This window comes from Maridesulfovibrio bastinii DSM 16055 (assembly GCF_000429985.1).
GTDB classification, from domain to species: domain Bacteria; phylum Desulfobacterota; class Desulfovibrionia; order Desulfovibrionales; family Desulfovibrionaceae; genus Maridesulfovibrio; species Maridesulfovibrio bastinii.
On the sequence record NZ_AUCX01000017.1, the window covers coordinates 17,851 to 40,028 of the forward strand.

Sequence of the window (22,178 nt, forward strand, 5' to 3'; positions counted from 1 at the left end):
TTAAGAACACAATACAATAATGTTTTGTTACAAATTATATACAGATATACATGCAATTAAGAATGTATTATTTACAAAAATAAGTTACTGCTTAACTTAACTATGTTAAGTTCTTTCAAAATAGCCGGTTACATCATTCTACTCTATCGTCTTCTTTGAAAAACAACTTGACTAAATGGCTTTTAGAGGAAAAGACTTTTTTCGCTCTTAACATATATAAAAACAGGAGATCATATCAAATGAAGCTTCCCCAGCTTAAAATGGGCGATCTGGTTGCCAGAATGCCTATAGTTCAGGGCGGTATGGGAGTAGGTGTCTCCTTGTCCGGATTAGCGTCGGCAGTAGCCGAAGAAGGTGGAATAGGAGTTATAGCCGCAGCAATGATCGGCTTGACTAATCCCGCCTCCGGTAAGGATCACGCCAAAAACCATATTGACGCCCTTGCTAGTGAAATTCGCAAAGCAAAAGAAAAAACAAAGGGAGTTTTAGGCGTAAACATAATGGTTGCGCTCTCCAACTTTGCAGATATGGTCAGCACCTCAATAAAAGAAGGAGCTGACGTAATATTCTCGGGCGCAGGACTCCCTCTCGATCTGCCTCAATACCTGACAGAAGGAACCAAGACCAAACTGGTTCCCATCATTTCATCAGGCCGTGCAGCACGTATAATATGCAAAAAATGGTTATCTAAATTCGATTACCTTCCGGATGCCTTCGTAGTAGAAGGTCCCTTGGCAGGAGGTCACCTCGGTTTCAAGCCTGAGCAACTTGATGATCCGAATTACACTCTTGAACAGATTGTTCCGGAAGTTCTCGACGCTGTTAAACCTTTCGAAGAAGAAAGCGGAAAATCAATTCCTGTTATTGCAGCTGGTGGAGTCTACTCCGGTGAAGACATTTGCAAATTCATCAGGATGGGAGCTGCCGGTGTTCAGATGGGAACCCGCTTCGTGGCCACCCATGAGTGCGATGCCGATGATAAATTCAAACAGGCTTATATTGACGCGAAGAAAGATGATATCACCGTCATCCAAAGCCCGGTAGGATTACCCGGTAGAGCCGTCAAAAATGATTTTCTACAACAGGTCAGTGATGGTGAAAAATCTCCATTTAAATGCCCTTTTCATTGCATAAAATCATGTAAAGTTGAAAAGAGTCCTTACTGCATAGCTTCAGCCCTCATAAACGCACAACGCGGAAAACTGAAAGCCGGATTTGCTTTTGCAGGAGCCAATGCTTGGAGAATTGAGAAAATTGTTTCAGTGAAAGAACTTTTTGCTGAATTGAAAAATGAATTCCTACAGGCATGTTCAGGTTTACCAAATCCGTTACATCCTGAAGAAGTTAAATCATAGTTAATTATTTAAAGTAGTTAAAATTAGCATTTTTTAATCAGATACAAATAGTAGAGGCGGGATATTCTTTAATACTAAAGAGTATTCCGCCTCTTTTTATTAGCTAAAATTCATATTGCTCATAATCAGTCGAGCAAAAAAACAGAGCCATGCTGACGCATAGCTCTGTTTGATAATTCTATGAATATAAATATTAACGGTTAACTGTAGACATGCTGTAAACTTCATGGGGATCAAGAATAAGGACGACACTTCCGTCACCCATGATAGTTGCTCCTGATATACCCCTTAAATCATAATTATTAAGGTAATTTCCAAGAGGCTTAATAACTATTTCCTGACGCTCAAGAAGTTTATCAACAACCAGCCCCAGTCTGCGGTCATTATCATGAATAATAACTACCGGAAGAATTTCTCTTTCCGTATTCTGGATCGGTTCGGCCAGAATTTCAGCCAATTCAACTATTCCGAGAACTTCACCGCGAAGCGTTACTGCTTTGCGTCCATTGACTTCCGTCAATCTTTCAGCCTCAATCTTAGTTGTTTCAGAAACGGCATCAAGTGGAATAGCGTAATTATCGCCATTTACCTGAACCATGAGGGCATCAATAATTGCCAGTGTCAAAGGTAGTGTCAGGGTGAACTTGGAGCCTTTGCCAACCTCTGAGGAGATGTGAACCTGCCCCTTAAGTTCCTTGATGTTGTTACGGACAACGTCCATTCCAACACCTCTTCCTGAGATATCTGTTACCTTTTCAGCAGATGAAAATCCCGGTGCAAAAATAAGTTCTATAGCTTCACGGTCATCAAGGTTACGTGCTTCATCAGCAGAGATAAGCCCTTTCTTAATGGCAATATTGCGCATTTTTTCAGGGTCGATACCTCTTCCGTCATCCTCAACTTCAATAGCTACGGAATTACCCTTGTGGTAAGCTCTAAGCCACACATGTCCCTGTGAAGTCTTTCCGAGAGCAAGCCTTTCTTCTTCAGGTTCAAGACCGTGGTCAACAGAGTTACGAATAAGGTGAACCAAAGGATCGCCGATCTCTTCCACAACACTCTTATCAAGTTCAGTCTCTTCACCTTCGGTTATAAGCTCAACTTTTTTACCGCTTTTACGACTTAAGTCTCTGACCAGTCTCGGGAACCGGGAAAAAACAGTCTGAACAGGAACCATACGCACTTTCATAATTGTATCCTGAAGATCGTCTGAAATTCTGGATAAAGCGTATGTTGTTTCAGTCAACTGCTGTGCAACAAGAGGAACATCAATATTGCCGTCTTCCAGTCCTCTGGCGAGCATATTATAACGTCCCCTGCTTATGATAAGCTCACCGATAAGATTCATAAGATGATCAAGTTTTTGATGATCAACTCTGATAGTGGACATAGCCTTAGGCTTTGCTGGAGCCTTAGACTGTTGGGGAGCGGAGCTTCCTGCCCCGGCTTTAGCTGCCGGTTTTGCTCCGGCCTTCGGTGCAGCTGCCTTAGGAGCAGGCTTTGGTGCTGTCTTAGGCGCAGGCTTGGGAGCAGGTTTAGGTGCTGGTTTGGGCTCCGGCTTAGGCTCGGGCTTTGGTTCCGGCTTAGGCTCGGGCTTTGGTTCCGGCTTAGGCTCAGGCTTTGGTTCCGGCTTAGGCTCAGGCTTTGGTTCCGGCTTAGGCTCAGGCTTAGGTTCCGGCTTAGGCTCGGGCTTTGGTTCCGGCTCAGGCTCACCTTCTGTTTCTCCGGACTGGTCTTTCAGCTCACTTATAGCAGCAACAACCATATCTTCAATGATACTGCATTCCTGCTTCAAGAGATCAACCATAAGCTCAAAGCTCATATCAGAAGATCTGGCCTGATCAACCAACCCGGCGGTCCTTTCTGCATAAACTTTGAGATCTTCAAACCCCATATATCCGGCAGAGTTCTGAACCGAAACCAGACTTCTGAATAGTCCGTCAATATAATCTTTCTGGTCAGGATCTTCGGCCAGAGTTTTTAAAGCTATATGAATATTTTCAATCTGCTGATTAACTGTCTGCTCAAATACGGCTACATCTTCCGGGTCAAGTCCATCATCTGCGGGCTCTTCTAACTGAATTTCATCTTCGGCAGCTTCAGCAACTTCTTCTACTTCAACTAATTCTTCTTCCGGTGGGGCAACCACTCCGGACTCAACTGCCCTTTGTAAAGGTTCTACCAGCTGGGTAATATCCAGCGGCTGAACTTCGCCGTTTGAAGGTGAAACATGTGCTATCAAAGATTCTATACCATCTACTACAGCGAGAAGAAGGTCGATCATCATATAGTCACAGTTTACTTCACCCTTGCGAACCCTGTTGAGCAGTGTTTCAGCTTCGTGAGTAAGAGAATTAAGCTCTCTGAAGCCGATAATGCCACTATTACCCTTCAGGTTATGGAAATATCTAAAAAGGTCGTTAACCAGATCATCGTTGGAATCGGGTGATTTCTCCAGCTCAATCAATCCATTAGTAAGATTCTCAATTATTTCATGAGCTTCTTCCAAGAAGTCAGCCAGATGCCCCTCTCCTACAGTAGTGAGATTATATGCTTCCGCATTCTGATCGACCACTGCAACGAACTGGTAGTAATTCTTCCGGCTGTCATCACCAGATGAATTGTTTCCTTGAACCATGTCCACCTCCGGATCTTCCGGTTCTATATCTTCACCGGATTGCTCCGGTTCTGAAACTTCTCCGGACTCTTCCGGTTCGGCTTCAAATTCAGGCTCCGACTCAACTTCCTGAACTTCTTCACTCTGAGGAGCAGGCTGTGCTGCAACAGATTCACCGGCCATAATAGCCTCAATTCTATCTATTATAGGGCCAGTCTCTACTTCCCCTTCGTTGCCAAGTTCATCCAGATTATCTATCAACTGCCGCAAAGCATCGGTAGCAGCAAGAATAACATCCATTATCTCTGAATTAACCGCAATCTCGCCTTTCCTAAGCTCATCAAGAACATTTTCTGCCTTGTGGGCAAGTCCATTAATGATATTAAGACCCAAAAATCCTGAAGCACCCTTGAGTGAGTGCATAGGCCTGAATATTTCATTCAGCAGACCAAGATTTTCAGGAGCTTTTTCAAGCTCAAGCAGGTTGGGCTCAATCGTTTCCAGATGCTCTTTTGCTTCAATGACAAAATCTGCAAAAATTTCAGGATCCATGAAATCCTGGCTCATTGAGACACCCCTGTTTTAGTAGTGTTCATCCGTACCTCAAAGAAGTTGAGTCAAAAGCGCCTGTTATTCAGCTGTTGTGAACATGCACAGCAGTCTAGCCTAACAGCATTTTAATATTTTTAACCATTTTTTCCGGCTGGGCAGGCTTTACCATATATAAATTTGCACCAAGGCTCAGACCGGTCTGAATATCCCTCTCCTGCCCTTCAGTTGAAAGAACAATTATAGGAATATCCTTGTAAGCATCCTGTTCGCGCACGGTTTTGATATATGTGAAACCGTCCATTCTAGGCATATTAACATCCGAAATAATCAGGTCAACGCCTTCGGAACTGTAAAGCTTCTCAAGTCCATCGAGGCCGTCTTCGGCTGTAGTAACCTTGAAACCTTCTTTTTTCATAATGAAGGCGACAAGATTCCTTACAGTCTTTGAATCGTCCACTATCAGAATATGTTTAGGCATTTCCCGCTCCTTCATTCGTTAAAATTTGTTCAACCAGACGATCAACGGAAAGGATATTGACCAGTTTCTCTCCATATTTGTAAAGACCGAGAAGAAACTCCGAACGTACACCAACTTCGGATTCGACCCCCCAAACGATATCTTTACTGTCTGCCCGGTACATTGTCCTGACACCATGAATGGCTAGTCCCAACTGGAGGCCTTTGTGTTTGCAGACAACAACAAATTTATCTTTTTCACCTTTCTCTTCGTTCAAAAGATGGCGTAAATCTAAAACAGGAGTCACTCTTCCGCGGAGATTGATTATCCCCTGCATAAAAAGCGGTGCAGAGGGTAAAAGAGTCACTGGTATTTTTTTAACAACTTCCTGAATAGACATAATAGGCAGAGCATATTCCTGATCCCCAACCACAAAGCTGACGAGCTGAACTTCCTCTTCAGTCATCAACCTTTCTTCATACCCTTCATCACTGCCATGGTTATCATCAGCGCCATTTACAAGGCCGGATAAAAATCCAGGGACTTCAGCCGAGCGGGGATCAACCGGATCGATATTTTCAACCAGCTGCTGCCCGTCAACCCCGAGGTATTTATCCATGAAGGCAGTTTCGGCAGACGTAAAATCCTGTTCCGATTTCTCATCGGGCAGCTTTACGTTTTCTATGAAATATTCTTCAGGAGTCTTCATTTCGAATTATCTCTCTTGCCAACTGCATATATTCAAGGGAACCACGGGTTCGTGAATCAATATCAAGGATAACCTTTCCACTGGCACATGCCTCCCTGAACTTTGTGTCTATATGAATAACCGTACTGAATACTTTTTCACCGAGCTTACGGCGAATAAGATTCAAAATTTTTCTGCATGCTCCTGCTCGTCCATCATACATAGTTGGCAAAGCCATGAAACGAACCGGGGCAGGCAAAACCTTATTCAACGTCTTGATCGTGTCAAACAGCAGTCTGATACCGTAAAGAGCCAGAAAATCAGTCTGAATCGGTATCAAAACAAAAGTTGATGCGACAATCGCGTTAACAAGCAGCACTCCAACATGAGGAGGGCAATCCAAAAGGACAAAATCATAATAACTGGAGATCTCTTCAATTGCATTTGAGAGAATCATCCCTTTATTCTTTCTATCTTTCAGATCTATCTCAAGCTCTGAAAGCCTGATACAGGCCGGAACAAAATCAAAATGAACAGATGTACTTCTGTTTATGATCTGGTTCCATATTTCACTGTAATCAACATCTTCAAAGAACAGATCGTGAGCGGTATGATGAACGCTCTCAGGGAAAAAGGATAGCTGAACCGATGCGTTTGCATGTGGATCAAGATCTATAACCAGCACTTTTTTTGACAAGCGGGTAAGAGCTTCACCCAGTGTCAATGCAGTAGTGGTCTTTCCTACCCCTCCCTTTTGGTTGGCTATGGCCAGGACTTTTGCGCCCAATGCCGCTTCCTCTGTTACAAAATTATTTAAAAACAGCCCCTCAAATAGCAGTATAGCTATTCAAGTTTCTGGTAGATGATGGCTCCCGGATGATGAACCGGCTTAAAAGCTCTTGTTATATTATGCAATGACTCTGAATGACCGATAATAAGATGTCCGCCCGGAACAAGATTATCGTAAAAGGCGTTAATTACCTTTTTCTTCATTGCATCATCAAAATAAATTATAACATTTCTACAGAACACAATTTCAGATCTCTCTACGCGCTTGACCTGGACTCTGTCGCTCAGATTGATCTGCCCGAAGGCAACCATCCTTTTCAGTTCCGGCTTTATTTTGAAAACTTTGCCATCAGCATCAAAATACTTACTTACTATCTCTTTCGGAGTAGTGCGCAATGCGTATTCAGAATATTCGCCCTTTCTGGCGGATTTCAAAACTCTCTCAGACAGATCGTTAGCAGTAATTTTAATATTCCAGGAACTTAATTTGCTTCCCAGAACTTCACTGATAATCATAGCCAGAGTGTAGGGTTCCTCCCCGGTTGAACATCCTGCAGACCATATTCTGAGTCTTTTGCTACGCTTCTTACGCAACTCATCGAACACAGCAGGCAATACTTTAGTCTCAAAGACCTTCAACTGCGGTGGATTTCTGTAAAAACTTGTTTCATTTGTTGTGATAACTTCAAAAAGCTTATTCAGTTCAGCTTTCTTTCCAGAGTCATACTGCAAATAATAATAATATTCGCCGAAGTCTTTCAGGTTCAATTCTTTCAGACGATTGGCAAGCCTATTTTCCAGAAGGTACTTCCGGTTGGCAGCTATAAAAATGCCAGCCTGATCATAAATGAAATCCCTGAGCTGGGTGAACTCCAGCTCTGAAATCTTCAGCTCTTTTCGCAGCGAAATAGTTTTGGAAAACAGAGAAGACATTTATTCTCCATCTCCTTGCTCTTCTTGTATTTTAAGAATTGATTCCTCCGCAGCCTGAACCACTTCCGAATCTTCACTGGAGTTAGAAACTGCCAGCAGCGCCTGAAAAGCCAAAGTTCCTCCGATATTGCCTAGAGCGTCAATAACTTTAAGAACTACAAGTTTGTTCGGAGCATCAAGCAAAGTAATCAGCTTTGCCAAAGCTGCTTTTTCTTTTTTCTCTCCCAAAGCTTCTGCTGCACGAATCTGAACCCAGTCGTCAGCATCATCAAGGGCCTGAATTATATAACCAGCAACTTTTTCATTATAGCAATGCCCCATCAGCTCAATAACTGTCAGCCTTACATCACGATTCTCATCATTAAGGCGGGAGACGATTAAATCGAGGTCTTCGTTATCGATGGTACATAAATTAAGTGATTCCAGCGCAATCTTACGGATATCAGGAATTTCATCTTCAAGAGCGAGTTTAATGATTTCAAGATTTCCTTCGGAATCAAGCTTACCCAGAGCATAAACAGCCATAAGCCTATCAATAGGATCATCGCTGGAAAACATTTCCACAAATCTGGAAATCATTTCCTCGCCGCCTATTGAAACACAAGCTTCAAGAGCTGCTTCCTTGACGTCGTCATACGGATGCCTGAGCAAGGAGAAAATTTTCTCACCTTCTTCTTCAAGCCCAAGCTCATCACCAAGAAAGAGCAATGTAGCTTTAAGCATTGCCCCATCCTGCTCTGTTTCAAGCACATTGACAAAAAAGTCTTTAGCCTCTGCTCCTGCAACTTGAACAAGAGCCGCAAGGATATCCCTCTTAAGGTTACGGTCCTTATCAGGGAAAGCCTTCATTAAAGCTTCTGCTGTTTCAGGTCCTTCAATCTTTGAAAGAACTTCAACGGCAACAGTGGCCACTTTCACTGAATCAGAGTTCAAAGCATCGATTAAGGATTGATTGAGACCTATATTAGCAAGATTATCAACAATGGCAGCGAGCCTTTCCCGGTCACGGTCAGGATCAAGCTTTTCACTAAGCTGTAGAACCTGCGCACTGGCTTTCTCGCCACCAACGAATCCAAGCCCCAGAATGGCTGCGTCCTGAACTTCCTCATCTTCATCTTTCAAAGCGATGAGCATGTATTGGCGAAGTTTTTCCTTTTCGGAGCTGGAAAGCAGCTTGAGAGATTTGCCGCCCAGAATATTAACTATGGCTTTTACTATTTTATTTCTTAAAGCTGTTGCCGACTTATCCAGATGCCTGAGCAGCATGGTTACAGCCTTGATGTTTCCAACTTCACTTAGAGCATCAATGATCATTGAAGCAACAAGATCGGAACTGTGATCAAGGGCTTTAACCAGAGCTTCTACCGAGCTGGCATGTTTGATTTTAGCCAGAGCTTCGATAACAGCATACTGAACCCATTCATCATCTTTCATTGCCAGATTCAAACACTTAGCGGCATCAGGGTTGGCTAATTCACCAAGGCTCACCGCAGCCTGATATCTGACATTGACTTCAGGGTCTTTAAGAAGAGCATCGCATAACGGCTCAACAGCCATGAAGCTGTCGGTAGAACCAAGTATATCAACAGCAAAAATTCTTACATCTGTATCTTCATCATGGACAAGGGCAACCAGTGAAGGAAAATCCTGAGCCCCGACCTCACGCAGAAGGTCCATTGAAAGATTTCGGACCGGAGCGTCATCAGATCTCAGAAGAGGAACAACTGCCTGAACAGTTTCCTTTCCCCCTATATGCCTCAAAGCATGATCTGCTGCTTCCTGCAATCCTAAATGGTTGGTTTTCAATAATTCGGCGAGAAGAGGTACTGCTTCAACACAATTGTGCTCACCAGCCTGAAACGCGGCCTCACGAACTATTTCGTTATCATCGCTGTTAAGGTCTTTAAGAATCTTGGCGCAGTCCGTCATTGCCCATTCCCCGTTTGTTTAAAAGCCTTACGAAAGTAATCAATCCTACTCACGTTAAATGCATTTTACAGATACAAATTGTTCATAATGGCATCTGCCATATCATCAATATCAACAATTTCATCGGCAAGGCCGTCATCAACTATGGCCTTAGGCATACCATAAACTACACAAGTTGAGTCACTCTGGGCAATAGCCCTGCCGCCTTTTGATTTAAGAACTTTTATACCGTCTCTTCCATCATTGCCCATACCGGTTAAAATTACTCCCAGAGCCCTTCTGCCCATTGCCTCGGCAACGGAAGTAACTAAAACATTGGCCGAAGGTTTGTATAAGGCATCGGCAGGATCAGGTGTGACGCAGAGATCAACCCTGCTCATCTTCTGATTTAATATAAGATGAGATCCCCCCGGAGCCACAAACGCATGTCCGGGTGAAAGTCTATCACCTGTCTCAGCTTCTTTAACACTAATTTTGCTCACTCCGTCCAATCTTTTGGCAAACGGACCGGTAAAAGCTTTCGGCATGTGCTGAGCAATAACAATACCTGCCGGGAAATCAGCCGGGAAAGCTGAAAGAATTTTCTGCACAGCCGGCGGCCCACCAGTTGAGACGCCAATTACAACAACGTCTCTTTTCGGCCTGCCGACTCTGGGCTTCACAGCTTTCGCAGCAGAACGGCTTTCCACATTTCTGTGGGCTGCAAGGGAAGACCGTAATTTAGGCACGGGACGCATTTTGCGCCGGGCCACAGTTTTAACCTTTGTTATAAGATCAAATTCAATTTTAACGATATCTAGAGAAACCTTGGATAGCTGCTTTGGAATAAAATCTACAGCACCAAGATCCATTGCTTTCAAAGTTGCCTCAGCACCTTCAGTTGTCAATGAGCTTACCATCAGAACAGGACGTGGCATTTCCATCATTATATGCCTTAAAGCTGTCAGCCCGTCCATACGTGGCATTTCAATATCAAGTGTTACGACATCCGGATTGAATTTTCTTATTTTTTCAAGCCCTTCTTCGCCATCACGAGCGGTGGCAACTACTTTGATACCGGAATCTTTTTCCAGCATCGTACTGATAGCCTTGCGCATGAAAGCGGAATCATCGACAACAACAACCGTAATCACTAAACAAATCTCCTTTTCACTAACAAATCGCGCTAACATTCAGGGTATACTAAAAGAACTTGAAAATATGCACGAACCGACAATGGGAATTTAGCGATAACCCCCGTATCCGGGAAAAATATCTCACATTTACATAAATTTGTCCAACAGACCGGGCAAAAATATAACCCGATTAGCAGACTTATTATAGTTAACATGAAATTAGCAAAAAAAACCACCCTGCTCCATTTTTACCATAGGCGATTGGTAATAACAGTGCAACCACCATTGAGAAGACATTCGAAAAAATAAGAAATTATTTTTTTAAGCTATTTTTTCCTTGCCAAGAGCGGCAGGTTTAGATAGATACAGTTCCTCGCTACGGGATGTGGCTCAGTTTGGTAGAGCGCTGCGTTCGGGACGCAGAGATCGCTGGTTCAAATCCAGTCATCCCGACCAGAAATTTCAAGGGGTTACGGCAAAAGCTGTAACCCCTTTTTTGCATTTAAGCACAAATTTTTAAGAATTTAAGCACAAGCCTTTTTCTCACTCCTTAAAATCCTTTTCCCCCATCCCATGCACAAGCCACCAGTATTGGAGCCATTCATCCTCAATAGTATTGCATATAATTTTAGGTGGCAGCTTACCCGAAATTTAACACCCCACAGCTTTTTACGGCAGCAGGTTTCGGAGTACTTTGAGAATATTTTTAGGTTGCAAGGCTATACGGAGGCCACTTTTGGGGTGGCAGCGGAGCAGCTCATAAACATATGAAAAATATCCTGAATTAGACTTGTTGTGCTTTAATATTTTATAGGCGTTATCTTTACCTTTGTGATAGGCGTAGCGTGCGACCCAAGACTTTAGGAATTCCCGGTCGACCTTCGGATCAACCGCTGTCCCATAGCGCAATGGTGCTGAAAATGTGATTGTATCATCAATAAAATCAGCAACACTAATAGCACTGCTGACATTTCCACCATGCCGCCTGCGAACCATCGCCTCACAGGGAATTGAGGCGACATTCCCGGTCAGCATCAACCGCAGTAATGATTCCAGATCAGCTGAAATAATATCATGCTGGTAGAAGCCTATCTTAACCGCCATATCACGCCTATAGAGTGTGGAGCCGTGAAACGGGAAATAGCGTCCGGTAAGCAGAGCTTCAAAGGCTTCGGCTGGCGTGTATATACACTTGTCACAATTATTTGATTCACTAGACTTGAGGACTCCTTCCGGAGACAGATCATCGAACACCCCGGAAACCATCACCAATTCGGGATGTTCCTGAAAAAGTGCAACTGCCTGTTCAATAAATGTGGGATCAACAAAATAATCATCGCCATCAAGATTTAAGACCAAATCTCCACGAGCCCGATCGTAAAGCGTTTTCTGATAATTCGCCACCCGCCCAAGATTATGTTCATTACGGCAGACACGAACTCTTGAATCGTTCTTATAGGAAGCCATAACGTCCAGACAGGCTTCATCACTTGAATGATCATCGGCTATAATTATTTCAAGATTCTGATATGTCTGCGCCAAGGCCGAATTTACCGCCTCAGGCAGAAATTCAGGCTGATTATATGTAGGAATCATTATGCTAACGAGTGGTGCTGAACTATTCATAATATTTAGGTTGTTATAGATTTTTATATCTGGTGTGGCAAAAAATTAAGGTAAAACCATAATCGCTTGCTGCTTACATTGTGTCTTTGAATTTTGAAGAAGCAAAGGAAGTTAATTCTTGAATTATTATTAATGAAAAATCAACAGAATGAGACTGCCGATATTATTCCAGCAAGGCCATGAAACACTGCCTCAACAAGGCATCTAATAAAGATTCGCAATGCGGATGATCTATATTAAAAATGAAGGAAGAGGCTTAAAGCGCTGCTACAGCGACAATATCTATTTGCCGTGAGTATTTATTTTTTGTAGCATTCCAATTTTTAAGAATATTTTGAAAGTTCTGTTTGAGTTTTATTTTTATTATTCCTGACTTAAAGCGCTGCAGATGAGTTTTTTGCCTAAAACAAATAAATTTTAACCCGAAATTAACTTACAAATTAATACGCAAGCAAGAGTGAGAGCTAAACATGAATATGGAATTTAAATATGTGCCTCCGGGAATGCCCAGCGAATTACAGTCATTAAATCTTGATGAACTCTGCCAGCATTATTGGACTCATCAGGATTGTTTCATGACTGATGAGTATCTCTGCACAAGCTATTTTAGCAGATTTCTGGCAGAAGCAGATCTCACTAAGCACCAGAATGCGATTAAATGCTTTATTCATATGATGAATAAATTCATACAGCTGTCACCATTTAATCCCATTCTTCAAAATGTCACGGCCCAGCTCTACAACACAGCGGAGAACTCTGTAAAAAACAAGTTACTCGCCCCGCACAATATTTCCTCTGATTTTCAGTCAAGAATCACACATCTGCAACAACGCGGTAAAATTCAGAAAGCCCACGATGTTATTCTGGCTGAATTGCAGTCTTCTCCAGCCAGTCTACCTTTAGCTGATATGCTGCTGGAAATGGACATCTCAAGTGGTCTCCCGCTTGAATCATGGCTGAATAATTTTGAGGTTCCCGATCTTTTCAAAAAGGACTGGCAACACCTGCTGGCATTGAAACATGCCAAGTATGCAAAGTTTGAAGAGGCACTATATTACTGGGAACAGATAGCTGATGGAGCAGACATGGACCGCGACATAAGTTGCAACCTTATGGGCGCAAGTTATCTAAAGACAGGTAATAAGCAAAAAGCAGCCGAGCTATTTGCAAAATCTCTTGCAATAGACCCGTCACAGACTCCGATAAAACTGCTCAAAGCTGAACTTGAAAATCCCTTTACCATAAAAAAAGACGCTCTTGGCGACAGGTCCATTCCTGTCTGCATATACTCATTCAACAAAGACAGTTTCCTTGAAATGACCCTGCACAGCGTCTGCAAATCTTCTCTTGGAAAATCCGATATAATTATTCTGCTCAACGGGTGCAGTGATAACAGTCAGAATGTAGTTGAGAAAATAAAGTCTGAATATCCTGAGGTTTCCATAGAATTAATCGTAATGCCGGTTAATATTGGAGCTCCTGCTGCAAGAAATTACCTTGTGAACCGTGTTCTGACATCCAGAAACACTGAATACATGGCTTTTCTTGACGATGATGTGGAATTACCGGCGGACTGGCTGGAAAGCCTTGTTACTGCAATAGAAGAAGATCCGAAGATAGGAGCTGTAGGCTGCAAGGTTCTGAATCCGCAAGACTCTAGCTACCAGTATCTTTACCGGAACACATCCATAGCTAAACCGGGTATAATCAGGCTTAGTCTCAGTACGCCGCTGCATACTACGGATTCAGGGTTATATGATGTCAGACGTGATGTTGATACCGTGATGGGCTGCTGCCATTTAATCAGGACTGAGTGTTTCGAAAAAGTGCCGGGATTTGATATCGGTTTTTCGCCAAGCCAGCTTGATGATGTTGCTTTTCATCTTGATCTGCGTCTGCACGGCTATAAGGTGAGGTATCTTGGACAGCTCTCCTGCACCCACCACCGTTCAACTGGCTTTATGAATGCCAAAATGCACGGATTTAACGGCAACTCTTTAGGTAATGACGTAAAATTTTATTACCGTTTTCTTGACTCATTTGAAAAAATAAAAAGCTGGCAGGATAATCGCAATAGCAAGCTGAGCTGATCAATTTATAATTAATAAAAAAATCCGGGAACTGGACTTCAGTTCCCGAATTTTTATGTTTTTAACTAAATTTCAATTATTCACAGATGATACAGGGAGCCTTTAATAAACGTACAATCATCACAGTTGCGCATAAAGCAACAATCATGCTTACAAGGTAGACAGACTCAAGTCCTGATCGGCCGGCTATCCAGCCCAGCACGGGTCCGCTCATCCCAAGTGAAATATCCAGAAAAACTGTATAGGTTGCCATAGCAAGTCCACGATGCTCAGGAACAACCCGCCGGAGTGATTCAACTCCAAGAGCGGGATAAACAAGCGAATATCCCAGACCTGTCAAAGTAACACCAATTATGGCTGCCAAAGGTCCCTGCGCAATCCAGATAAGTCCCTGTCCGACACTTTCTATGAGAACACAGACCAGAGCAACTTTAGCTCCACCTATTTTATCCGGCAGATGTCCGAGACAAAGCCTGCCGACCATAAAAGAGACACTCAGTGCGGATAAAACTATCCAGACTCCGACCCAGCCTCCCTTAACAAAAAGCAGGGTTATGAATGTGGTTACAGCTCCATATCCAAAACCACTCAAGGCCACACTGACTCCGGGCATCCATACAGCACCGATGACTTTTTTGATTGATACGGTATTTCTCGGCGGCGGAGGAACAGAAGCAAGCCGATATATCAACGGCAGAGCAAGCAGTGGAATGAGAAATGAAACAATGGCTACACCTTCAAAGTGGTAACTTTCATAAACAAAATTACCAAGGGGAGTACTGACTGCAAGAGCACCGAAAATAGCAGTTCCTATCCAGGCCATGACCTGTCCTGAGCGGTTGGGACCCAGCATGGTCATCCCCCAGCACAAAGATCCGGTTATAACCAGATTCTCTCCTGCCCCAAGCAGAAAACGTCCGAGCACCAAAAGGGAGATGGAAAGTATTTTAAAATTTGCCAGCAGAGTTGAGGCTATGCAAAGCGCACCGGCACAGGCCGCAACAAGCAGTCCCAGAACAACGGCCTGCTTAACCCCTTTCCGGTCGACAAAAAGCCCTGCTCCGGTTCTTGAAAAAACAGCAACCGCAAACTGACTGCCCACAACCAGCCCGACTATAAAGGTATCAAAGCCGAGATCATTGTGAACATAAAGTGGCAGAACAGGCATAGCCAGCCCGATGACCAGATACAACATGAAAACAACACCTATCAGCGGTAAAAGGACTTTCGGCCCTGTACTTTCATCAACCGGCTGACTGGCTGTTAAAGAATTATCAGTGGAACACATAATTAATTTTAAAAACCATATCCTTTACAATTAGATAACAATTTAAAACATAATCAAAAATTTTTTACTTCAAAAAATAATCTGAATTTTTAAACCGAGAACACCATACTCTCAGCCGCAATACATTTTTATGATTACGACTTATTGAATAAGTGCTGAATGAACTGAGAACCGCTCGGCAGTATGCACAAAAATTAGTACGGCTTAATTACCAACATTTTTTTCAAGATAGGAAGGATACCGATCCCCGTATATTTCTATTTTCGATAAGGCTGTATCAAGTTCACTCAGTTCCTGTGCAGTAAAGGTGATTTCAGCTGCACCCAGATTTTCCTTCAAGCGATTCATATTTCTTGTTCCAGGTATAGGCACAATCCATTTTTTTTGAGCAAGAACCCAACCAAGAGCAATCTGCGCCGGAGTGACTTTTTAGCCATTGCGATATCATGAATTAATTTAACAAGGACCTGATTTGCATCAAGATTCTCTGGAGCAAAGCGTGGCACAATACTTCTGAAATCATCTTTACCAAAAGTCGAATTCTTATCAAAACGACCGGTAAGAAAACCTTTGCCAAGGGGACTGAAAGGCACAAGCCCTATACCCAGATCTTCGAGCAAAGGTATGAGTTCGCTCTCAGGTTCACGCCACATCATTGAATATTCACTTTGAACAGCAGTAAGGGGCAATATTTCATGAGCTTTTTTAACAGTTGCAATTCCGGGTTCAGAAAGTCCCCAATGCTTTACCTTCCCCTGTTCCATAAGCTCTTGTACTGCTCCTGCTACATCTTCAATGGGTACTTCAGGATCAACACGGTGCAGATAATAAAGATCAATCGCTTCAATCTTTAACCTTTTAAGCGATCCCTCTACAGACTTGCGAATGGCCTCAGGTCTGGAATTCAGAATCTGTTTTCCATCACGCAGATCAATCCCGAACTTGGTGGCAATGGAAACCTGACCTTTAAAAGGTTCAAGGGCTTCACCAACAAGTTCCTCATTGAGATATGGCCCATAGACTTCGGCTGTGTCGAAAAAGTCTACCCCCATCTCAACGGCAGAACGGATCAGCGCTATCATTTCATTTTTATCAGCTGCCGGCCCCTGAGCAAAACTCATCCCCATACAACCAAGTCCCAGAGCTGAAACTTTAAGTCCGCTTTTTCCTAATTCTCTTTTCTGCATATCAAATCTCTAAGCCCTATCTGTAATTTTAATGAGCTGACTGACGCTACATATTTTGCGATAGTCAGCTTATAACTATTTTTATTGATTCCGAACTGCTTGATTAAGATAATATTATATGTCTCAAATATTTTTAAACAGAGCGAAACCATGTCATAAGTCAGCAATACTTCAAGAATACTTACTCCAGTATTCAATTCCTATTTTATTCTTGCCCATTTCTACGAGATTGAGAGAGACCGGATTGTATTAAAATAGTATATTCTGTTAGAAGCCCGGGGTAAGGAGATAGAAATGGTCACTGAATCTACAAACCAGATTATTAAATCACGTAAAAAACTTGCCCGGAAAATTCTTCAAAAAACAGAATTCAGCCATCGTTTAGAATCAGAAATACCCGGCCTGATTTTCGTCAGGCACGAATCGCCCACAAGCCCTTTAAATACGATCTACAATCCTTCAATATGCCTTGTTGCTCAGGGATCAAAACGGGCCGTTCTAAATAATAATGAAGAGTATGTATATAACGAAACAGATATGCTGATAACCTCAGTAGGGCTTCCTGTTATATCAAGCATTCTGGAGGCAACACCCGAAAAACCGCTTTTATCCCTTGTCTACAGGCTTGATATGCATGCTGTAAGCCAACTTCTTGTAGACAGTAACCTACCGGTAATTCAAAAAGAACACACCAGCAGGGGGATGGCTTTGTGCAAAGTTCCAGCTGAACTTTACAGCTGTTTCAACAGGATGATTGATCTTCTTGATAATCCAAGGGATATTCCCATAATTGCCCCGCTGATTCACAAAGAAATTATTTACAGACTCCTTATGAGTGATCTCGGCTCAAGACTACGCCACACCGCCACGGCAGGCACACACGGTCAGCAGGTGGCCCAAGTGGTCAACTGGATTCAGCATAATTTTAACAAGCCCTTCAAAACAGAAGATCTTGCTAAAAAGTCAGGAATGAGCATTTCAACTTTTCATAATCATTTCAGGGAAATGACCGCAATGAGTCCATTGCAGTTTCAAAAATCACTTCGCCTTCACGAAGCCCGCAGACTCATGCTTACCGGGAAAAAAGATGCCTCAACCGCAGCTTTGAAAGTGGGATACGAAAGTGCCTCACAATTCAACCGCGAGTATAAAAGAATGTTCGGTGATCCTCCCTTGCGGGATATAAAAAAGCTGAACAGCTCTGTAGCAGAATATTATCCTGAGCGGTACGATCATATCCGGGAAGGGAATATTTAAAAAACAACAGCAGCAGATTCAAATAATGCGATCTGCTGCTGTTGCATTTATCTCTATCTGAGGGACCAAAATTCCCCTCACACTCCAATTACAGGCAGTTTATCCTGTTTGCAGCACAGGCAGCACCAAATCCGTTATCAATATTAACCACGGATACTCCACTGGCGCATGAGGTCAACATTCCCAGCAGCGCGGAAAGCCCTGAAAAAGATGCTCCATACCCTACCGAGGTGGGTACAGCGATTATCGGCTTGGAAACCAATCCGCCGATAACACTTGCCAGAGCTCCTTCCATTCCAGCTATGACAATCAGTACTCTGGCTTTTTGAATATCTTCAAGCCGTTCCATAAGTCTGTGAATACCGGCTACGCCAACATCAGATATCACCTTTGAATGATTACCCATCATTTCACAGGTAACTCTGGCTTCCTCAGCAACTCCGAGATCAGAGGTTCCAGCGGTGACAATCATCACTTCACCTTCGCGGTAATCAACAGGATGGCTTATATATGTGAGGGTTCTGCCTAACTCATTATACTCTACCCCAGCACACAGACTTTTTACATGCGCGGCCATTTCAGGACGGACTCTTGTCGCCAGCAGATTGGTGCGATCTTTCAATTTCAAGAAAATATCACCGACCTGTTCAGGTGTTTTTCCTGCACCATATATAACTTCAGGGAATCCGTTTCTAGATGGCCGTGAAAGATCAAATTTCGTGTGCCCAAGGTCAACTGTGGTATTTCCTTCTATCATCCCAAGAGCATCATCAACATTAAGACTGCCGTCTTTAATTCCGTTCAATATTTTTACTAATTTATCACTCATAATCAAAAAACCATTTATATAAATTTATGTCGGATCAGGAATATTTTTTATCAATCTTATTGAGGCTGCCCATACGGTATCCGTCAATATCAACAGTGACATGATCATATCCGAGAGCCTTAATTTCAGGGCTGAGACTACTTTCAAGCAATGCTGAACAAAGGCCCGCAACTTCTTCAGAAGGGACCTCAATACGGGCAAGTCGACCGTGACTGCGCAGGCGAACCGCAGGAAAACCGATGGATCTTATCAGCTGTTCACCTTTATCAATTTTAAGCAGCTCAGATTCTTCAACAAAATTCCCATGTGGAATACGGGTAAGCAGACACGCTCCTGCCGGAGTATCCCAAGTATCCAGACCCTTTATTCTGGAAACGTCCCGGATATCCTGTTTGGAAAATCCGGCAGCAAGAAGAGGACTTTCTATTCCCAGTTCCTTAATGGCCTTGCGCCCCGGTCGGTAATCTCCGAGATCATCAACATTGCTTCCGTCAATGACATGACTGATAGAATTGTCAGCGGCTATCTCCAAAAGTTTTCCAAACAAATATTTTTTGCAAAGATAACATCTCTCAGGTGGATTATTCTGCAGAAAATCCGGCAGATCAGTTTCAATTACAAGATGGCGGACTCCAAAAGATTCAACCAGTTTCAAAGCTGCCTTGATTTCAGATTGCGGAGAATAAGGCGTTTTGAAAGTTACTACCAGCAGACTTTCCTTAATGGACTTAGCCGCAGCATAAAGCAGCAATGAACTGTCCACCCCACCGGAAAAAGCCAGAACAGCGTTTCCCATCCCAGATAGTAATTCACTAAGTTTTTTATACTTATTTTCTAAGATGTTATCAGTATTCACTTTAAACACTTTTCTTATTTATTATTTCGTAAACCCGGGACAGAGATATATCCTTTTCACGGGCAATTTTTCTGCAATCCTCAAATTCAGGCTTGGAGCGATAAATTTCACCATCTATTAAAGCATGCTTAAAAGTCACAGGACCGAGATCGGTCTGCACAGTTTCAAACTTTCTCTCCAAAGCTGTTTTATCCAGCGGAAAACATTTCACTCCAAGTGTGGTGGTATGGTAAAACAGCAATCTGGTAAAATGTTCTTTGTCATCCTCCGAGCAAAGAACGGAAAGCATGGTTCCGGGACGGTTCTTTTTCATTGTAACCGGGGTGAAATAAACATCCATAGCCCCTTTTTCCATCAGCGTTTCCAGAGCGGCTCCAAGCATTTCAGCCGTCATATCATCAATATTACACTGCAACAGGCAGGCCTTACTGGATATATTTCCGTCAGCAGAATCTTGAGATTCAGCTAAAAACACCCTTAAAAAATTAGGAAATTCAGTTTTGCGGTGTCCAATGCCATAACCGGTTTCAGTTATTTCCATAACCGGAGAAGACGGGAACGAACTGACAAGTGTTTTGATTATTGCAGCACCTGTCGGAGTAGTTGCTTCGTGATCAGAAGCTCCTCTTCTGCTGGGGACATTCTTTAATATTTCGGCAGTGGCAGGAGCAGGAACGGGCATAACTCCATGGGCGCAGCGAACAAAACCGCCACCAAGTTCAACAGGAGAGCCCCAGACAGCATCAACCCCAAGCTTGTGAAAACAGATTGCCGCACCGACAATATCCACTATGGAGTCAGTTGCCCCGACTTCGTGAAAGTGTACTTCATCAATGGTTTTGCCATGCACGGCCGCTTCAGCAACAGCAACCTTTTCAAAAATGCTGATGCTTGTGTCTTTCACTTCCTTGGAAAGGGTACTTTTATTTATAATTTCCCTGATATCTGAAAAATTACGGTTAGGTGCATGACTATGTTCATGCTCGCCATGCGAATGATCATGTCCGTGTCCGCTATGATGATGCCCTTTCGCTGAATTTGAAGCCTTGCTTGCGTTGTTATCAGCATGAATATGATGGTGGTGATGCCCGCAGTCCTGATTTTTAAGAACAACATCAACTTTTGTTCCATGAATTCCATTACGCGAATCAGAACTGACGATCAGCTCGAATTCATCCTGAAGACCGAGTTTATCCAGTTCAGTTTTAAGAAAATCGGCATCAACACCAAGGTTGATCATAGCTGCAAGATTCATATCGCCGCTGATTCCGGCAAAACAATCATAATATAATACTTTCATCTATATAATATTTCCATGTGGCGTACCATTTGGCACGCCACTATTTAATTCAGTGCTATCAGGCAGAATATACGGCCAGTTTAATTTTCCATTTCACGGGCAACTCTTTCAAGCATGTCCGGAATTCTTATTTTCTGAGGACACTTGGTAAGACATTCCCCACAACCAACACACTGGGAAGCCAGACCTGATCCACGCTGAGTAACGGTACCTCCGGCAAAAATATTATACAGCCTTTTGGCTTCCTTTTCATCGCCGAACATGTGCATTCTGTTGAAGTAGTCAAAGCAGGATGGAATGATTACCCCGGCAGGACACGGCATACAGTAACCGCAACCGGTGCAGCCGACCTGCATAAGCTCCCTGTATTTATCCGCAGCCTGTTTAATAAGAGAAAGCTCGTCTGCGGTTAAGGATTCAGGCTCAGCCTCAGATGCAATACGCATATTCTCACTTATGTGATCTTCGTTATTCATTCCTGATAATACGACTGTAACTTCAGGATGATTCCAGACCCAGCGCAAAGCCCATTCCACAGGGGTTCTCTTAACTTCAGATCTGCCCCAGATTTCAGCAACTTCTTTAGGAGCTTCAGCTAAGCCCAGACAGCCCCCGCGCAAAGGTTCCATGATTATCACACCGATATCTTTTGACGCAGCGTACTCAAGACCACTGGTTCCGGCCTGAAAATGCTCATCAAGATAGTTGTACTGAATCTGGCAGAAAACCCACGGGTAGGCGTCGACTATTCTTTTGAAATCCTCGGATTCCCCATGAAATGAAAAACCGGCATTAATTATTCTGCCGTCTTCCACAGCCTTGTCCAGAAATTCCATAACACCCAATGCGGAGATGTTATCCCAGGAATCCCCTGAAAGACCATGCACAAGATAATAGTCTATATGATCTGTGCCGAGCCTCTCCAGCTGGGCGTTAAGGAATTTATCCATATCTTCACGGCTGGTCACCAGCCATGTAGGAAGCTTGGTGGCTATTTTAACTTTTTCCCGGTAACCGTCTTTAAGAGCCTTACCAAGCAAAGGCTCACTTTCACCATTATGATACGGCCATGCCGTATCCAGATAATTTATTCCGTCTTCAATTGATTTTCTAATCTGAGAAACAGCTCTCTGCTCGTCAATTTTACCATCTGTCATAGGCAGACGCATACATCCAAATCCCAAAGCTGACAGTTTATCTCCATTTTTGGGCATAGTTCTATAATGCAATGGTATCTCCATGTTCTCTTAAGTTAGCAGTTAAATCCTGTTCAATTTTTCAGAATCTTTAATACGGCATTCCGGCTGAGG

At 43.1% G+C, this 22,178-nt stretch carries 18 protein-coding genes and 1 tRNA gene; 4 read left to right on the plus strand and 15 right to left on the minus strand.

Going from position 1 to position 22,178, the window contains the following annotated elements; translation table 11 throughout:
* The first annotated feature begins 239 nt into the window (after positions 1–239).
* Positions 240–1,355 carry an NAD(P)H-dependent flavin oxidoreductase gene (locus tag G496_RS0109315; protein WP_027179049.1) on the plus strand — a complete coding sequence of 372 codons (1,116 nt, stop codon included), beginning with the start codon at positions 240–242 and terminating at the stop codon, positions 1,353–1,355.
* Between the two features lie 193 nt (positions 1,356–1,548).
* On the opposite strand, the gene G496_RS0109320 is transcribed toward G496_RS0109315, so the two are convergent.
* The 7 genes from G496_RS0109320 to G496_RS0109350 all read right to left on the minus strand — a co-directional run bounded on the left by G496_RS0109320 (position 1,549) and on the right by G496_RS0109350 (position 10,453).
* On the minus strand, positions 1,549–4,539 hold the full coding sequence (locus tag G496_RS0109320) for a chemotaxis protein CheA (RefSeq protein WP_027179050.1): 2,991 nt from the start codon (positions 4,537–4,539) through the stop codon (positions 1,549–1,551).
* A gap of 94 nt (positions 4,540–4,633) precedes the next feature.
* Positions 4,634–5,002: a response regulator gene (locus G496_RS0109325; RefSeq protein ID WP_027179051.1), complete on the minus strand. Its 369-nt coding sequence runs from the start codon at positions 5,000–5,002 to the stop codon at positions 4,634–4,636.
* A complete protein-coding gene (locus tag G496_RS0109330) occupies positions 4,995–5,690 on the minus strand; it encodes a chemotaxis protein CheW (protein WP_027179052.1) in 696 nt (231 codons plus the stop codon). The genes G496_RS0109325 and G496_RS0109330 overlap by 8 nt, the downstream gene beginning before the upstream one ends.
* The gene (locus tag G496_RS0109335; RefSeq protein ID WP_027179053.1) at positions 5,677–6,456 is read right to left on the minus strand and encodes a ParA family protein; all 780 of its coding nucleotides are present in this window, start codon (positions 6,454–6,456) and stop codon (positions 5,677–5,679) included. The genes G496_RS0109330 and G496_RS0109335 overlap by 14 nt, the downstream gene beginning before the upstream one ends.
* Before the next feature lie 56 nt (positions 6,457–6,512).
* Entirely contained in the window at positions 6,513–7,391 is an 879-nt protein-coding gene (locus tag G496_RS0109340; RefSeq protein ID WP_027179054.1) for a CheR family methyltransferase, read from the minus strand.
* Positions 7,392–9,320: a HEAT repeat domain-containing protein gene (locus G496_RS0109345; RefSeq protein ID WP_027179055.1), complete on the minus strand. Its 1,929-nt coding sequence runs from the start codon at positions 9,318–9,320 to the stop codon at positions 7,392–7,394.
* Positions 9,321–9,385: 65 nt separating this feature from the next.
* Positions 9,386–10,453 (minus strand): protein-glutamate methylesterase/protein-glutamine glutaminase, encoded by a 1,068-nt coding sequence (locus tag G496_RS0109350; RefSeq protein ID WP_027179056.1) that lies wholly within the window; start codon positions 10,451–10,453, stop codon positions 9,386–9,388.
* Between the two features lie 361 nt (positions 10,454–10,814).
* Between G496_RS0109350 and G496_RS0109355 the strand changes: the two genes are divergently transcribed.
* A tRNA-Pro gene (locus tag G496_RS0109355) sits at positions 10,815–10,891 on the plus strand.
* 213 nt (positions 10,892–11,104) lie between these two features.
* On the opposite strand, the gene G496_RS0109360 is transcribed toward G496_RS0109355, so the two are convergent.
* Entirely contained in the window at positions 11,105–12,031 is a 927-nt protein-coding gene (locus G496_RS0109360; protein WP_027179057.1) for a glycosyltransferase family 2 protein, read from the minus strand.
* A 500-nt stretch (positions 12,032–12,531) separates the two neighbouring features.
* Here G496_RS0109360 and G496_RS20555 point away from each other — a divergent pair, with 500 nt between their 5' ends.
* Positions 12,532–14,151 carry a glycosyltransferase gene (locus tag G496_RS20555; RefSeq protein WP_051294951.1) on the plus strand — a complete coding sequence of 540 codons (1,620 nt, stop codon included), beginning with the start codon at positions 12,532–12,534 and terminating at the stop codon, positions 14,149–14,151.
* A 76-nt stretch (positions 14,152–14,227) separates the two neighbouring features.
* Here the strand turns inward: G496_RS20555 and G496_RS0109370 are convergent, their stop codons facing one another.
* The 3 genes from G496_RS0109370 to G496_RS19310 form a co-directional block, all read right to left on the minus strand.
* A complete protein-coding gene (locus tag G496_RS0109370) occupies positions 14,228–15,439 on the minus strand; it encodes an arabinose transporter (RefSeq protein ID WP_027179058.1) in 1,212 nt (403 codons plus the stop codon).
* 204 nt (positions 15,440–15,643) lie between these two features.
* Entirely contained in the window at positions 15,644–15,811 is a 168-nt protein-coding gene (locus G496_RS21560) for a hypothetical protein (RefSeq protein WP_281171270.1), read from the minus strand.
* Positions 15,784–16,626: an aldo/keto reductase gene (locus G496_RS19310; RefSeq protein WP_281171271.1), complete on the minus strand. Its 843-nt coding sequence runs from the start codon at positions 16,624–16,626 to the stop codon at positions 15,784–15,786. The genes G496_RS21560 and G496_RS19310 overlap by 28 nt, the downstream gene beginning before the upstream one ends.
* Positions 16,627–16,920: 294 nt before the next feature.
* Here G496_RS19310 and G496_RS19315 point away from each other — a divergent pair, with 294 nt between their 5' ends.
* Positions 16,921–17,883 (plus strand): AraC family transcriptional regulator, encoded by a 963-nt coding sequence (locus G496_RS19315; RefSeq protein ID WP_051294952.1) that lies wholly within the window; start codon positions 16,921–16,923, stop codon positions 17,881–17,883.
* An 88-nt stretch (positions 17,884–17,971) separates the two neighbouring features.
* On the opposite strand, the gene larB is transcribed toward G496_RS19315, so the two are convergent.
* From larB to G496_RS0109400, 4 genes are all read right to left on the minus strand, one after another.
* Positions 17,972–18,718, minus strand: coding sequence for a nickel pincer cofactor biosynthesis protein LarB (gene larB / locus G496_RS0109385; protein ID WP_027179059.1), 747 nt, complete (start codon positions 18,716–18,718; stop codon positions 17,972–17,974).
* 28 nt (positions 18,719–18,746) lie between these two features.
* Complete coding sequence (larE, locus tag G496_RS0109390) at positions 18,747–19,568, minus strand: ATP-dependent sacrificial sulfur transferase LarE (RefSeq protein WP_027179060.1); 822 nt, start codon at positions 19,566–19,568, stop codon at positions 18,747–18,749.
* A 1-nt stretch (position 19,569) separates the two neighbouring features.
* Entirely contained in the window at positions 19,570–20,868 is a 1,299-nt protein-coding gene (larC, locus tag G496_RS0109395; protein WP_027179061.1) for a nickel pincer cofactor biosynthesis protein LarC, read from the minus strand.
* Positions 20,869–20,948: 80 nt separating this feature from the next.
* A complete protein-coding gene (locus tag G496_RS0109400) occupies positions 20,949–22,097 on the minus strand; it encodes an aldo/keto reductase (protein ID WP_027179062.1) in 1,149 nt (382 codons plus the stop codon).
* Between the last annotated feature and the right edge of the window lie 81 nt (positions 22,098–22,178).